The 14,579-nt window shown below is 48.3% G+C and carries 17 protein-coding genes and 1 pseudogene; 6 read left to right on the top strand and 12 right to left on the bottom strand.

What is annotated here, in order from left to right; all coding sequences use genetic code 11:
- Positions 1–4: 4 nt before the first annotated feature.
- Positions 5–1,495, bottom strand: a complete 1,491-nt coding sequence (locus tag N530_RS0110180; RefSeq protein WP_026480617.1) for a methyl-accepting chemotaxis protein — start codon at positions 1,493–1,495, stop codon at positions 5–7.
- Positions 1,496–1,630: 135 nt separating this feature from the next.
- Positions 1,631–2,383: a YebC/PmpR family DNA-binding transcriptional regulator gene (locus tag N530_RS0110175; protein ID WP_018689207.1), complete on the bottom strand. Its 753-nt coding sequence runs from the start codon at positions 2,381–2,383 to the stop codon at positions 1,631–1,633.
- Positions 2,384–2,686: 303 nt separating this feature from the next.
- Here N530_RS0110175 and N530_RS0110165 point away from each other — a divergent pair, with 303 nt between their 5' ends.
- From N530_RS0110165 to N530_RS18615, 3 genes are all read left to right on the top strand, one after another.
- Positions 2,687–2,971 carry a hypothetical protein gene (locus tag N530_RS0110165; RefSeq protein WP_026480615.1) on the top strand — a complete coding sequence of 95 codons (285 nt, stop codon included), beginning with the start codon at positions 2,687–2,689 and terminating at the stop codon, positions 2,969–2,971.
- An 89-nt stretch (positions 2,972–3,060) separates the two neighbouring features.
- Complete coding sequence (locus N530_RS17840) at positions 3,061–3,384, top strand: hypothetical protein (RefSeq protein ID WP_018689204.1); 324 nt, start codon at positions 3,061–3,063, stop codon at positions 3,382–3,384.
- Positions 3,385–3,477: 93 nt separating this feature from the next.
- Positions 3,478–4,275 (top strand): GGDEF domain-containing protein, encoded by a 798-nt coding sequence (locus tag N530_RS18615; RefSeq protein WP_051540882.1) that lies wholly within the window; start codon positions 3,478–3,480, stop codon positions 4,273–4,275.
- Between the two features lie 31 nt (positions 4,276–4,306).
- On the opposite strand, the gene N530_RS0110150 is transcribed toward N530_RS18615, so the two are convergent.
- The 5 genes and pseudogenes from N530_RS0110150 to N530_RS0110130 all read right to left on the bottom strand — a co-directional run bounded on the left by N530_RS0110150 (position 4,307) and on the right by N530_RS0110130 (position 7,575).
- Positions 4,307–5,128 carry a YmdB family metallophosphoesterase gene (locus N530_RS0110150; RefSeq protein WP_018689202.1) on the bottom strand — a complete coding sequence of 274 codons (822 nt, stop codon included), beginning with the start codon at positions 5,126–5,128 and terminating at the stop codon, positions 4,307–4,309.
- Between the two features lie 9 nt (positions 5,129–5,137).
- Entirely contained in the window at positions 5,138–5,695 is a 558-nt protein-coding gene (locus N530_RS0110145; protein WP_035266910.1) for a 5-formyltetrahydrofolate cyclo-ligase, read from the bottom strand.
- Between the two features lie 446 nt (positions 5,696–6,141).
- Positions 6,142–6,719 (bottom strand): annotated as a pseudogene (locus tag N530_RS17830) (glutathione S-transferase family protein).
- 92 nt (positions 6,720–6,811) lie between these two features.
- The gene (locus N530_RS0110135; protein ID WP_026480613.1) at positions 6,812–7,258 is read right to left on the bottom strand and encodes an SRPBCC family protein; all 447 of its coding nucleotides are present in this window, start codon (positions 7,256–7,258) and stop codon (positions 6,812–6,814) included.
- The gene (locus tag N530_RS0110130) at positions 7,255–7,575 is read right to left on the bottom strand and encodes a helix-turn-helix transcriptional regulator (protein WP_026480612.1); all 321 of its coding nucleotides are present in this window, start codon (positions 7,573–7,575) and stop codon (positions 7,255–7,257) included. Before N530_RS0110130 ends, N530_RS0110135 begins: the two co-directional genes overlap by 4 nt.
- 284 nt (positions 7,576–7,859) lie before the next feature.
- Between N530_RS0110130 and N530_RS0110125 the strand changes: the two genes are divergently transcribed.
- The gene (locus N530_RS0110125) at positions 7,860–8,501 is read left to right on the top strand and encodes a Pr6Pr family membrane protein (protein WP_026480611.1); all 642 of its coding nucleotides are present in this window, start codon (positions 7,860–7,862) and stop codon (positions 8,499–8,501) included.
- Here the strand turns inward: N530_RS0110125 and blaOXA are convergent.
- Both blaOXA and N530_RS0110115 read right to left on the bottom strand, forming a co-directional pair.
- Positions 8,481–9,281 (bottom strand): class D beta-lactamase, encoded by an 801-nt coding sequence (gene blaOXA / locus N530_RS0110120; protein WP_035266857.1) that lies wholly within the window; start codon positions 9,279–9,281, stop codon positions 8,481–8,483. The genes N530_RS0110125 and blaOXA overlap by 21 nt on opposite strands.
- Complete coding sequence (locus tag N530_RS0110115) at positions 9,281–9,670, bottom strand: hypothetical protein (protein WP_026480609.1); 390 nt, start codon at positions 9,668–9,670, stop codon at positions 9,281–9,283. The genes blaOXA and N530_RS0110115 overlap by 1 nt, the downstream gene beginning before the upstream one ends.
- Positions 9,671–9,828: 158 nt before the next feature.
- On the opposite strand from N530_RS0110115, the gene N530_RS0110110 reads away from it, so the two are divergent.
- Complete coding sequence (locus N530_RS0110110; protein WP_026480608.1) at positions 9,829–11,802, top strand: bifunctional 2',3'-cyclic-nucleotide 2'-phosphodiesterase/3'-nucleotidase; 1,974 nt, start codon at positions 9,829–9,831, stop codon at positions 11,800–11,802.
- A gap of 173 nt (positions 11,803–11,975) precedes the next feature.
- Positions 11,976–12,677, top strand: a complete 702-nt coding sequence (locus tag N530_RS0110105; protein WP_026480607.1) for a YoaK family protein — start codon at positions 11,976–11,978, stop codon at positions 12,675–12,677.
- A gap of 93 nt (positions 12,678–12,770) precedes the next feature.
- Here N530_RS0110105 and N530_RS18610 read toward each other — a convergent pair whose 3' ends face one another.
- From N530_RS18610 to N530_RS0110090, 3 genes are read right to left on the bottom strand one after another with little or no spacing between them, the layout of a single operon-like run.
- Positions 12,771–13,868, bottom strand: a complete 1,098-nt coding sequence (locus N530_RS18610) for a pentapeptide repeat-containing protein (RefSeq protein ID WP_051540881.1) — start codon at positions 13,866–13,868, stop codon at positions 12,771–12,773.
- Positions 13,869–13,878: 10 nt separating this feature from the next.
- Entirely contained in the window at positions 13,879–14,232 is a 354-nt protein-coding gene (locus tag N530_RS0110095) for a cell division protein ZapA (protein WP_018689190.1), read from the bottom strand.
- Positions 14,232–14,504 carry a DUF4164 domain-containing protein gene (locus tag N530_RS0110090; protein ID WP_026317379.1) on the bottom strand — a complete coding sequence of 91 codons (273 nt, stop codon included), beginning with the start codon at positions 14,502–14,504 and terminating at the stop codon, positions 14,232–14,234. The genes N530_RS0110095 and N530_RS0110090 overlap by 1 nt, the downstream gene beginning before the upstream one ends.
- Positions 14,505–14,579: the final 75 nt, after the last annotated feature.

The following is a 14,579-nucleotide window of genomic DNA, read 5'->3' as shown; positions in this document are numbered from 1 at the left end:
GCACTTAGTTCGCAATCTTGCAGCCCACTCTAAGCGCGCCCCAATGCCTGCCTTGAACAAAGATCGGTGCGGACAAATCTTTCATAAGTGAAAAAACACCGCCCCCCATATCGCGGCGATAGGTCTGCATTAGAAATGGCTTTGTATTACGTCCTGCTGCCAGTCCAGTGCGATCATTAAATATGCGCCGATTTCGGCAATTGGCAGCATTCCAAATCGGATCGTTCGATTGTGGCTTCGAATAGATATTATTATGCGTCGGCAGATAGCCGTTACGGTCAATCGCAGCACAAAACGCAATACGCGTATCAAGTTCTAAAAACGGTTCTTGAATATCCGGCATCACGCGGTCGGTAAAATCGGTAAACTGCGTGCGCACTTGCTGCGGGTTACTATTCAGGATCGGATGATAATTTTCATCAAACAGCGCGGAGATACTCATTGTCCCCTCCGCTATAGCTTGTTCAAAAAGCGCAGCGGTTCGCTCTGCAGCATCAACACAGTGACGTATGATCTGCGAATCTTCGGTTTCCACACCGCTTTGCTCAATCAGCAAGATCATTTCTTCGGTAAAGCTAACCAATGTATCAAACTTGTTGGATGTGTCGCTCAGTGCGGCGGTATTGACCTTTACTTCACCATTGAGCGTGCCCATCGTATCAATGATGCGCCCGCAAAGCTCTGAATTGCGGTTCACAGGACCAACAATCTCTCCGATTGAAGCCGTCAATGTATCGACTTGATCACCAAATTCGCGAAACCGCCCAAATTCAGCGTCAATTTTCTCAGAACGCACCATGGCTTCGGCGGCCAGTTTGCGGCTGGTTTCACCATGTTTCACAAGTTCGCTAACGGTCGCTTCAAGCGCGTTTAAACGGGCCGTAATATTTTTTGAAACTTCTGATGTTTGCACCGCCAATTCGCGCACGGAACTAGCAATAATCGAAAACCCTTTGCCCGCATCACCGGCTCTGGTGGCAATAATGCCTGCATTGATCGCAAGCATTTGTGTTTCGCTTGCAATTTTCTGAATTGATTCTGAGTAATTATAGACTTCTGAAATTTTCTCTTTAACGCCAGAAAACTCGTTCGTGACCGTATCGGCCGATTGAGCCATCGCTGTGATATCACTTGAGGCGGCGGTAAAAATCTCTTCAACCGAGGCTGTCGTTGATTTCAAACCCTGCTGCACACCATCAGCAATACTCGTTGCTTGGCTCAAAACGTCAGACAATTGAACATTGGCAACCGCAATTTCTTCGGCGGAGGAATAAACATCTGCAAAAGCATCGGATTGCTTGGCCATAGCACTGGCAACATCCCCCACAATACCGGAAGTATCGGCAATATTAACCGCCAAAGTGCTGATCTGCCCGCCAACATGGGCAATCACATCGGCCATACCTTCGGGATTTAGATTTTCAGCAAGCTGTTCAGCATCCAAATCGAGGTAAGCGTCCTCCGCTTCCTCGGCCTTCAGCATTGGTTCAATCATCGCAATTGCCTCCCCGCAACGTCGCATAAGTTAGAAACTATATGCAAACGATTGCGTGAGGCTTGCCATATGACGTAGCGGAATATTGCACTTTAGTAGTACAACATTCCAAATCAAACGATAAAAGCGTGAAACCTATGCGTCGAGTTTTGCCAGAACGTCTTCAGCAATATCTTCGTTTGAGAAAACATTCTGAACATCATCATCTTCATCAAGCACATCAAGCAGACGCATCAATGTCGCGGCTTTCTCTTCATCAACAGGCGTTTGGTTTTGCGGACGCCAGATAATGTTGACAGATTCTGCTTCGCCAAGCGCAGCTTCAAGCGCCTTTGAAACTGAACCCAGATCCTCAAAGGCACATGTAATCGTGTGACCTTCTTCCTCAGAAACAACGTCTTCGGCACCAGCTTCGATGGCAGCTTCCATCACAGCATCAACATCACCAGCTTCTGGCTTATAGGTGATTTCGCCAACACGGTCGAACATGAACGAAACAGAACCTGTCTCGCCAAGGGCACCACCGTTTTTAGCAAAAGCTGAGCGAATGTTAGAGGCTGAACGATTGATATTGTCTGTGAGCGCTTCAACAACAATGGCAACGCCGCCTGGGCCATAGCCCTCATAGCGCATTTCTTTATAGTCCTCGGCATCCCCGCCAGAACCCTTGTTGATCGCACGGGCGATATTGTCCTTGGGCATGGATTGACCCTTGGCGTTCTGAATAGCCAGACGCAAACGTGGGTTCATATCCGGATCGACAGTACCGCCGCCCATTTTCACAGCAACCGTGATCTCCTTGGAAAGACGCGAGAAAATCTTAGAGCGCAGTTTATCCTGACGGCCCTTACGGTGTTGAATATTTTTAAATTTCGAATGACCAGCCATAAAAGTCTCTTATTTTAGCGATTGGTTTTGATGCCTGCTTGTAGAAAAGAACAAGCGAAACGTCCAGCGCCCAAACGAGGATTTTAAAGTGAGCCGTTTTAGAAGAGTATGAGGCTGCCAATGTGGCGCGGTGTGTCACGCGTTTAAAAAGCAGCTTTAGAAGCATCTTGGATAAAACCTGCTGGTCATATATGGATCAAATCCAAGCAAGATTGGGTTGTGCTGCCGCAAGGCGATTTAACCTATGAAGGCCAGCCTGAAAATTATGATGCGCTCATTTGCGCCTACCAGCGGACTTAAATTATGCTTTCAAAAATCGCCCTAACAATCATTGTTATCGGCATCTGCATCTGGTGGTTTTTAAAAGAAAACACCCGCCGCGGCCATCTCACTATACGCGGTTATATTTTTCTGACCGCGCTGGAGAGCGGAAAAACCAAAGATGAAGCCAATCATGCTTCCAGTGCACCGTTTGACCAGATTCCACCGGTGATCATTCATAGCACAATGGATTATCTTGATAAAAACTATGGCGGCAAGCAAATGAAGCTCATTGCAGCAGCGCGTAAAAAAGGCATGAAGCACTAGTTTCTGCACATCGTTGCGCCCAGCCTTTGCATAACATTATTTCGCCTCAAAAACGCGGCTTTATGCAGCATGGATTGAGGAGGTTGATAATGAGTAACACGATAAGCCGTATAGCACTCACAATAACGGCGTTGGCATTAACGACGCCGGCATTTGCAATTGAGCGCGTCGACACGCCCCAAACAACATGTGCGAATATTCAAAACATTCTAAACCGTGATGGTGCAGCTATTCTGCGTTATCCATCAAAACGCGTTGCAAATTATACGCTCTATGATCGCTATGTTTCGGGCGATCGGTTTTGCAAAAGGGATGAAAGAGCTGAACCTGCGCTCGTGCCGTCAAAGGATCGCGCTAACTGCCACGTCCGACTTTGTAAAACCTACGAACCGATCATCGACTTCTTTGACTAAGTCGGCATTTTAACGATTAAATAGCAATTAATTTACCTTATTGATTAAACTGATATTCAAGACCTTACGTTACGTTCACTCTAAAGAGGGTGAATGATGTTTAGTCTTACAAAACAAATGCTTCTCGTTATGGGATGGGCAGTAGTCGGTGCACAGGTCGTCACCTATGCTATTGTTCAGGCACTTATGCCGCACATGTTAGAACCCGCAATTATGCTTGCCCCAATCATATCTACGATTGTTGCTATCCCTCTTGGATTTGTATTTTTCAAGCAAAATGAACGGCTGAACAAAACAAATCTCCAACTATTATCGACCAATGAAAACTTAGAACGCGAGACTGCAATCGCCCGCTATGAGGCTTCAATTGATCCGATGACACGCGTCTTCAACCGTGTGCATTTCGTTCGCAATGTCGAATCTTGCCGCCAAGAAGAAGTGCAGGAAGGCTATTTTCTGATGTTGGATGCAGACAACTTCAAGAAAATCAACGACACATATGGCCATGATGTTGGCGACGCCGCGCTAATGACGATTACCAATGTTATCCGCGACACGATCAGAGAAGACGACTTCGTGGGTCGTTTGGGCGGCGAAGAATTTGGTATTTACCTGCGCCTGCTCAACAAAAGACAGGCCTATGAAATTGCAGAGCGTATCCGCGAAAAAGTTGCTAAATCACCGATTGATGTGGGTGCCGATAAACCTTTTAACTTCACCGTGTCTATTGGTGCAGTGTTTGCTGCCAAAGAGCAAAACGTTTCAGAGATCATGAAACACGCAGACAAAAATCTTTATCATGCCAAACACAGAGGCCGTAACCGCGTTGTGTTTGATGCCATCACGCGATCAGGCAAAAGAGCTGTCGAACTTATGGCATTACGAGCCTAAAGCCCCCGCCAAACGCAATATATCACGCCCTTTACCACCATTCTGGCATTGTCTCGCTTAAACGCGGCCCAATCCGCAGTGGCGCAATTTTTTCTGCCAAGCCCGTGCGGTCTGATGTTTCCACACAAACACCGCATAGCGTTGCAGGCCCATCAGCAGCCTCAAATCGGCCTTTTGGCACTTTCGTCAAAAACCGATTAAGCGGCTCTTCTTTGTCCATGCCAAGTGACGAATTATAATCGCCGCACATGCCAGCATCACTCATATAGGCCGTACCGCCTTCCATAATATGGTGATCAGCCGTTGGCATATGGGTGTGCGTGCCAACAACTAGGCTCGCCTGCCCATCAACAAAATGTCCAAAACACATCTTTTCAGATGTGGCTTCTGCATGAAAATCAAACACCACCGCATCAAAAACCGAGCCCAATGCACCGCCTTCAAGCTGCGCGGAAGCACATGCAAAGGGGTCATCAAGATCAGGATGCATAAACACGCGGCCCATGATGTTGGACACCATAACGCGTGCGCCATTGCGCGCTTCATAAACGCCCATGCCGCGCCCAGGCGTGCCAGGCGGATAGTTTCCAGGGCGCAGAAAACGATCTTCACGCGCCGCAACGCCCAAAGCTTCCTTCTGGTCCCACACATGATTGCCAGTCGTCACCACATCGGCGCCAGCATCAATCGTTGCCTGAAAAATAGCACCGGTAATACCAAACCCTGCGGCGGCGTTTTCGCCGTTCACAATCACAAAATCGAGTTTATGGTCCGAAATCAAACCAGGAAGCTGATCAAAAACCGCTGTGCGGCCAGATCGGCCAACCATATCGCCTAGAAATAAAATACGCATCTGAGCGTTCTACTTGGCAGTGCTAATAACTTGCAACCCATTTTCTGTCAGCACAGCATGCAGCGCAATATCATGGGCTTCAGCCTCTATCTTGACGACACGCTGGCTTTCAAACGCAACACCAATCAGTTTTGGCGTTTTGCCTTTAATGTGCAGCTTTTCAATGGCGCGGTCATAATATCCCCCGCCATAGCCAATCCGGTTGCCCTGACGATCAACAGCAGCAAGCGGGATCAGCAAAACATCAGGGTCAAGCACGTCTGCATCTTCGCTTGGCCCATAGGTTCCAAAACCCGTTGGCACCAATTCAGCACCGTGCAAATAATGGCGAAATTCTATCGTCTGTTGATCAATCACAACAGGAAGACAAAGCTTGGCGTTAAACTTTGTCGCCAATTCAGCCATTAAAGGGCGAATATCAATCTCTGATCGTATGGGGAAAAAGCCAGAAACAATCTGGCCAGCTTCAATGTCCAGCGCATCGCTATAGCTTGTGAGCGCTAATCCGGCCTCAATGCGTTCAGCATTGAGCATTGCATCACGTGCAGCTAAAGCCGCTTTTCGCATTTCATTTTTGGTAAGTGGTTGATTGATTGCCACCTTAGTACGTCCTGATAATATGGTTAGAATAAGCACAGATAGTGCACCCATACCGGACGAAAATGCCAACCACAACAATCGGTGAAGAGATGCATCCCGGTGAACCTAACTGTGTAGGTGGGTGCCAGTTGAAAAAGCCCACGAGCCTAATCAGCGCCAGCTCCCTTAGAATGCGTAAGGTCCCGAGAATTTTGTCTTCTGCCGCAAAGCGCAGTCAGCTCAACAGATATAGGGATATTTGTAGCCTTATGAAAGGGCTAAACTTAATGAATTTTTGCCCGATACGTATCAAGCTTTAAAGCTGGTAGCGCGGTCACCTATGGCGCCGCCTTTTTAATGGATGAATGGGTAGAAGCGTTGTTTTGGCAATTATATTACCACGCTAATCTACTGAAGATTCAACTATGTGGTTTTCAATCAGTTTCCGCAAAATGCGCCATCTGGTCGGCATAAGCTTTTTTAAATGCCGGCCGCTGCGTTAGCCGCGCCACATAGGCCTCTGTTGCAGGGCGCTCGCCGAAAGAGCGAATCTTACCAATGCGCAGAATGTCGGCCATGAGCAAATCAGCAACCGTAAAACGGTCAGCGGCCAACCATTCCCGCTTTTTAAAAACACTTTCCATGTGACCAAGTCGGCTTTCAAGCCAGCCGGTGAGATTATTCTCCTTAGCGCCAGCGACTTCCAACAGCCACCAAGGAACTGTCAGCATCTCCATAGAATTGAGCGCGGCATCAATGTTTCGCTTTTACGGGCAAGATACAGCAATCCAGCACCGCTTTCAAAAATCGAAATATCGCCATCGCTAAGCCATGGAACCTGCCCGAAAGATTGGTGCTTAAAATGCGCGTCACCTCTGTCTTTAAACGGCGTAGTCTCCACCTTGTAGGGAAAGCCAGCTTCCTCACATGCCCATCTTAGGCGCAGATCGCGTACAAAACCACGCGGACCTTCGGGAACCCAATCATATGTTGTTATCGTAAGATTAGTCATCAATTCCTCGCAGTGTTTTATCGCCAAACGGCGCTCATTCCCAGTGATCTTAATTATCGGATACGGAAGATCATCCAGAGACGGTGCAAAAATTAAAGATCAAAGCCTTGTCCGGTTTCAAGAAAGGATTTCATGCTGGACAACACCAGCGGCCAGCCCTGTGTAATACCGCTTTGCATTTTACTATCCGGCTGCAATTCGTCATGTGATACGGTGAGTTTGACCATACCGTCCTTGTTAGACTCTATATCGAAAGTAACACGGCTATATTGGTCAGCGTCATCAGCTTGCGAAGCCGCAGCCCAAGTCATAACCAAGCGTTTGGGTGGATCATGTTCAACAACTTTGCCAACAATATCCGATATCGTTGCATCACTATTGCGCACATGTTCCCACTTTGAACCGGGCGTCCAATCAGATACATTTGAATGACCCCAGTACACGCGTGCAATTTCTGGCTTTGTGATGGCTTCAAATATTTTTTCTGCTGTCGAACGTATATAAGTCACATAGACGAAGCTTGCTCTTTGCGCGGTCATTGTGTGTTCCCTTCCAGTTCGGTTTTAAGATCATGCAGAAGGCCAAGCCTCTGCACTTCGAATTTTTGAACCCACCGCACATAAACGTCATGCAGTGGCACAGGGTTGATGTAATGACGCTTCTCTCTGCCTCGCTTTACCGTGCTGATCAGATTGGCGGCTTCTAGCAAACCAAGGTGCTGTGTCACCGATTGCCGCGCCATCTCCAAATTTTCACAAAGCTGCCCTAGCGTCTGGCCGTTTTCCGCACATAACAAATCAAGCAATGTGCGGCGACTTGAATCACTCAGCGCTTTGAAAACCTTGTCATCATCCATATGTTTTTCCATTCAACATCAAATACGCAGGCATTTACCTGCATGTCAAGTGTAACTTCAGCGTGCAGCAAAGGGTAAATATAAGAGGTTGTCGCAGTTGAATGAACAGCGCAAGGACGTTTTGAAGGCGCAGTTTCGCAGCATACCACCACTTACAGCTTCGCCAAAGAAGGTCGAATCCAATCCGTTGACCTTACCAATATTATAACGGATAAATACGCCACGGTTGAAGGCGGCGCACCAGAGCTGGGCCTGAACAGAACGCTCAACAAGGTTGAATGCTAATGCGTATGCCTTTGGAAAAATCAGTACCAGCCATGACGGCGATAGTCGTCTGGTTTTGCCTCGGCGTGCAGCTCGTTCTGATTATCAATCAAATGACTGGCGAAGGTGCCACTGTTCTTGAAGCGGTTTGGCGATATTTCGGATTTTTCACCATCCTAACCAACATTGCTGTCGCACTTGTTGCCACTGCCATGGTGTTTTCAAAGCCTTCCTTTTTAAACAATGCACGCGCCAGAATGATCACCGCCGCTTCAATCGCATTGGTCGGCTTTGTCTATTCGGTCGCCTTGCGCTCGGCCTGGTCCCCCACCGGATGGCAGTTGGTTGTAGACCGCGGCCTGCATGATGTGTCCCCCATCATGTTCTTACTGGCATGGTATCTTAGCCATCATGGAAAACTTGTTTGGCGCGATGCACTTTTGGCCGTCGCAGCCCCAATGGCTTATCTTTTATATGCCGTAACGCGCGGTGCGCTCGACGGTTGGTATGCCTATTGGTTCTTGGATTTAACCCAGCTTTCGACCTTCGAGTTCATCCGCAACACGCTGCTTATCGCATTTACCTTTTGCCTGTTTGCACTTGCACTCATTGCCTTGGACAAATGGTTGGCGCGGCGGCAATCACTCGATCAGCGCGGATAAATCATTCAGCAAGCTGGCTTTCGCGCGTGTTGAAGGCGTTTCCTTCTGGCGTTTTTCGTCTTGAAGCAATCGTGCAAACACAACTTGCTTGCCATCCTTTTCGGCCCAGCCGACATACCAGCCAAAGCCGCGTGAGCGGTTAAAGCTGCGATCTGCATTGCGCGGAAAGGCAAGACCTGTCTTGCCGTGAACTGTCCAGCCGTTCTGTGCCTGATCGATCTGCACAATGCTTTTCGTCAGCTCCACAGCCTTGGCGCTCACCGGCAATTCATGGTTCAGCATGCGCGATAAATAGTGCACTTGTTCGCGCGGTGAAATCTCAAGCGACGAGGCAATCCATGCCCGCTCAAGCCCGTTGTTAAAGCCTTTATCGCCTGAAAAATTGGCATTGCCGAAACCGATCTTCTGCAAATAATCACTTATGCGTTGAGCGCCCAAAGCATGGGTAATTTGCTGTGAATACCAAACAACTGAATAGCGCATCCAACGCTCCGGCGTTGTGTCTTGCCGCCATTGTTTTCCAGCCCAATCCACGTAACCTTCTTTAAATGGCAAAACAGGTGATTGCGCCGACTTCAAATAGCCAGCATCAAAACCAATCAAGGCAAGCGCAACTTTGAACGTTGAAGCAGGCGTAGCGCGGGTATCGCATTTGCCATCCTCATGCAAAATGTCAGATGAAGCAGCATCGATCACAATAGTGCAAATCGTCTTTGCGCTTGCTGCTTGTGGCACGATCGCAAAAATAATCACGGTGAAAAGAAGCGCTAATCTGCTCATTATTTGCCCTTAAAATTGGGAAGTTCTTTGTTCTCATCGCGGCACGTAAAAGGCGGAAACGTGCTTGCCGTTCCCGCATTCATGGACGCGACAACCATCGCATTGGCAACTTCTAAATCATAATCTGACACCGGACAAACGCGAATATCATGGTCGCATTTCGCTTTAATGAAGCGCTCATGTTCGGCTACAAAATCCGCACTCATTTTGTCTTTATCGTAAAGCGTAATCGCCTTGTCCCATGCATCCGAATAACGCACGCACTTTTCTTGCTTCCAAGAAAGTGCCTGCCCATGAGCAAGCGGCGGGGAAATTAGCGGAGAAATCGACGCTAAGACAACAAGCCCCGCGAAGGGCTTCACAAATTTAATGGTAGATAAAACACGCATAAAGCTGCGCTAAACAGAACTTATGGCGGAATTATGGGACCGCCCTTTTTCACTTTGCTGCCTGTAATACACCTGTCACACAACTTGCTTAGGCGATTGACAACATCAAGAATGCCGTGCCCAACTTGCACCAGCAAAACACTCATCAGGAGAACACTATGTCCCAAATCATGCTCATGAAACGTCGCCAGTTTTTAGGCGGCGCTGCTGCCGTGACAGCGCTTGCCGTGTTGCACCCGTTTTCCGCCAATGCTTCAGCAAACCAGGTGCATTTGCGCTTTATGGAAACAACCGACCTTCACGTCCATGTTTTCCCGTATGATTATTATAGCGACATGCCAACAGACACCGTTGGCCTTGCGCGCACGGCTTCCATCATCAAGGAAATTCGCGCTGAATCCACCAACTCAATGCTGGTCGATAATGGCGATTTTCTGCAAGGCAATCCGATGGGTGATTACATCGCCTATGAGCGCGGCATGAAAGAAGGCGACATGCATCCGGTCATTCAGGCCATGAACACGCTTGGCTATGAAGCCTCAACGCTCGGCAATCATGAGTTCAACTATGGCCTCGACTTTTTGATGAAAGCGCTGGCTGGTGCTAATTTCCCTGTCGTATCGGCCAATATCGCCAAAGAAATGGGCGCTAATCCACGCGCCGACAAAACGCTGCTTAAGCCCTATGTAATCCTCGACAAAATGGTCAAAGACGGTGCTGGCAATGAGCACGCCATTAAAATCGGCCTTATCGGTTTTGTGCCGCCGCAAGTGATGAACTGGGACCGCAAACATTTAGAAGGTAAAGTTCAGGCCCGCGATATTGTGGAATCAGCTGAAGCCTATGTGCCTGAGATGAAAGAAGCTGGCGCAGACATTATCATCGCGCTTTCCCACTCTGGTATTGGCGATGCAAAACGCACAGACGGCATGGAAAACGCCTCTGTACCACTTGCAGAAGTCAAAGGCATTGATGCGCTGATGACGGGCCATAACCACCTCGTATTTCCAAGCGAAAAGTTCAGCGACTTTGCTGGTGTGGACGTTGCCAAAGGCACCATTCACGGCAAGCCTGCCGCGATGGGCGGCTTCTGGGGATCGCACCTTGGCCTGATTGATCTGATGTTAGAGAAAGACGGCAATGAGTGGAAAATCGTCACCAGCACCACCGAAGCGCGCCCAATTTCCATGCGCGGCGATGATCGCAAAGTGACAGCCCTTGTTGAAAGCCAAGAAGATGTACTCGCCAGCGTTCAAAAAGAACATGACGAGACGCTCGCCTATGTGCGCCGCTCTGTCGGCAAAACCGATGCGCCACTCTATTCTTACTTTGCGCTGGTTGCCGATGACCCATCGGTGCAAATCGTCAGCCAAGCCCAGCAATGGTATATTGCTGAAATGATGCAAGGCACAAAATGGGAAGGCCTGCCAATTCTATCGGCAGCAGCACCGTTTAAAGCTGGAGGCCGCGGCGGCCCTGACTATTATACAGATGTTGCCGAAGGCGATGTGGCGATTAAAAACGTGGCCGACCTTTATCTTTATCCAAACACGGTTCGCGCGGTTGAAGTTTCTGGCGCAGAGGTCAAAGACTGGCTGGAGCGTTCAGCAGGCATGTTCAATCAGGTAGAACTTGGCAAAGCAGATCAAGAACTGCTCAACCCTGAATTCCCATCTTATAATTTCGATGTGATGGACGGCGTGACCTATAAGATTGATCTGTCACAACCATCAAAATTCGATGGTGATGGCGTCGCGGTTAATCCAGATGCAAACCGCATTGTCGATTTGCAATTTGACGGCAAGCCGATTGATCCAGAAGCACGCTTTGTGGTGGCAACCAACAATTACCGCGCCAGCGGCGGCGGCCAGTTTCCAGGCGCATTGGGCGATACAATCATCTTTGAAGGCCCAGACACCAACCGCGATGTGATCGTGCGCTATATTGTCGAGCAAGGCACGATCAGCCCAAGCGCAGACGGCAATTGGACATTCAAAGAACTGGAAGGCACATCGGTTGTGTTCGATACAGGCCCGAAAGCCAAGCAATATGCCGCCAATGTCAAAGGCGTAAAAATCGAAGAAGCTGGCGATGGCGCAGACGGTTTCGCCCGCTTCCGCATCAACCTTTAAAACATAAAGCGGGGTCAGCATTGGCCCCGCCTAAAACATCCCATAAACACCCTCGCAAAATTCTGCGGGGGTGTTTTATTTTTTGCAGCACACGCTTGTCACCGCCGCACAGCTTTACAAAGCCTATCGCGGAGTTCTAACACTTTGCTGATAGAAATTGAAAAGGCCACGTAATGCTAATCAGCGTTGGTGATGAACGAACCGCGAGTGTTGACCTGCTTTTAGCAGGCCTTCTTTCCTCCATTGCAGGCGCGCTAAACGCGGTAGGTTTCATGGTTGCCGGATCATTCACGGCAAATATGACAGGCAATATATCCGCCTTTGCAGACTATCTCGCACATGGCTCGATCATGATTGCACTGTCTTTTGCAGGATTAACATTAGCCTTCATCTGCGGCGCAGGCATAACCGCGCTTGCCATACAAACGGGCGAGCGTTTCCAGCTCAAATCTATATTCGCCTTAGCGATTGCCGCTGAGGCCATTATTCTGTTGGGCTTGAGCGCGGTCTTCATCTTGCTGGCAGACACAACACCAGAAATGTTCCTCCTCATCATCTTGAGTTTTGTGATGGGCCTTCAAAACGCTGTCACCACGATGATAACGCAGGCGCGCGTGCGAACGACCCACGTGTCAGGCATGGCAACCGATATCGGCATCGAACTCGCCGCGCTCGCAGGAAGCGACCAGTTAAAACGCGAAGCCGTGCCAAAGCTCAAACTACACAGCTTAACCCTCGCTTGCTTTACCATCGGCGGCATTTGCGGCGTGCTTCTGTTCGGCCTTATCGATTATTGGCTGTTTGTGATTGCCGCGATGATGCTGCTGTTTATCGCATTACCCGAAGCAATACGTGCCCGCCGCAATAGGCGGTAAGTGGGTGGAGATGGTTTAGTTTGTTTCCGTGCAATCTTTAAACATGAGAACGGGGTACATAATTTTCTTCGTGTTCAATGTGTGAAGTTTAGCCTATGACTTTCCTATCGCTTTACCAATGTTCTCCGCAAGATCACGCCCCCCTATAGCAGCGGTAACAACTCCAAAGGTCATATTTGTATCAACACCTGTAATTGCTGAGACAGCGTAAGTGGCTCCCGTAATCACAGATAGCATCCCCACAGATTTTCCAGTGCTACTGACAAACCCACTAAAATCATCTAGCCACTTTTCAAAATTGCTCTGCACGACAATAGCGCTGTTTCCAGCCTGCTCAATTTCGGTACTCGTAGTTTGACCTGATAGAGATGCGACTGTTTCACTTAATTCTGACAACGTGCTCGTGGCACTTTTTAGAAACTCGTAGTGTTTGGTCCACTCAGCATCGTCTTGGTTAGGCTTTTTGCTTTCCCACCACGCTACCTGTTCAGACATCCATTCTGCCAACTCATTTAATTGAGCACTGTAAGCAACAGGTTTCGCGGCTAGTCGCTGACCAACTTTAAAATCAACAGCTTCTTTTTGAGTCTTTTTTTCTGTAATAGGCGTTGAAATAGTTTCCTGATTTATTTCTTCAGCATTGACCGCAGTGGAGCTCAACGCTGCCCCATTTACAGAGCCACTATCAGTTTTCCGCGCATGTAAGTGTCCCCTCGAATACTCGTACTCAGAAAAAACAGAGTCCTTAGACAATGATCTATGCATCTGAACATGATTAAATTTTGTATTCGAATTAACTTTAGCATCAACAAAAGTGTTACCTTCTTGGAAAACAGATTCTGAAAAATCAGCATTATCCAGAATCGCCTCATTAAAATTACAACCAATAAAAGTACAAGTATTAAGCATTGCATTTGAAAGATTGGAATGGGAAAATATCACGCCCGAAATGGCCCACATAAACTTTGCTGATGTTAAATTCGATTTTGAAAAATTTACACCGTGAATTGTAGCACTTCTTAGATCACAAGCTTCAAGATTGGCATCTGATAAATTCGCGTTCCTCAAATTACAATTATCAAAATTACACCCAGCAAAATCGTGGCCAGATAGATCAGCACCACTAAGATCAAATGATGCTAAATCTTTTTCTCCAGACAATGCGTCCTTTAAATCTTTTTCATCCGCCATAATCCCCCCCCTAAACCAACTTGCCCGCAATCTCGTCAATTTTATCGGCGGCAGTTGTTAGGCGCTCAACGAGCGTTTCATCGCGTTTGTCGGCTTTGCTCAGCGCATCGTCGCGGGTGCGGCGCAGCGATTCCATTTCGGTCTCAATGCCTTTAACGCGCTTTTGCAGTTCGGTGAGTTCATCCATCACCATAATGCCCGCCATAACGGTGAGCCGTTGGTCGCCAATTTCGCCAAAGGATGATTTTAAATGGCCGACATATTTGTCGAACTTGGCCGCCAGCGCTTCAAGATGCTCTTCCTGCCCCGGGTCGCAGGCCATTCGGTAGCTTTTGCCATCAATGGTAACATTAACCTGTGCCATTACTTATCCAATACCGCGCGGATTGTTTCCATCGCCGTAACCAGACGGCGCGACACTTCCTTATTAACTTCTTCAAGGCGCTCGCCGCGGCCTTCTGATATATCAAGCTCACCAGCCAAGCGTGCACGGTCGGAATTCAGACGTTGCACTTCTTCTTCTGCGTCCTTGAATTCAGCGCGCACTTCGACATTGCGGTCTACCGCATCTTCTAATTTAGCCAGAGCTTTATCCAAGCGGTTGAGCGCTTGGGTTAATGTTTGAGGCGCAGCCATTGTCGAACGATCATATCCCTTCGGCGTAACGTCAGCAGATAGTCGGTGCTGGGCATCCATGTTTCTTGAATGGCA

This window comes from Ahrensia sp. 13_GOM-1096m (assembly GCF_000620605.1).
GTDB classification, from domain to species: Bacteria; Pseudomonadota; Alphaproteobacteria; order Rhizobiales; family Rhizobiaceae; genus Ahrensia; species Ahrensia kielensis.
The sequence above is the reverse complement of the archived record's forward strand: the minus strand, read 5'-3'. Positions and strand labels throughout refer to the sequence as shown.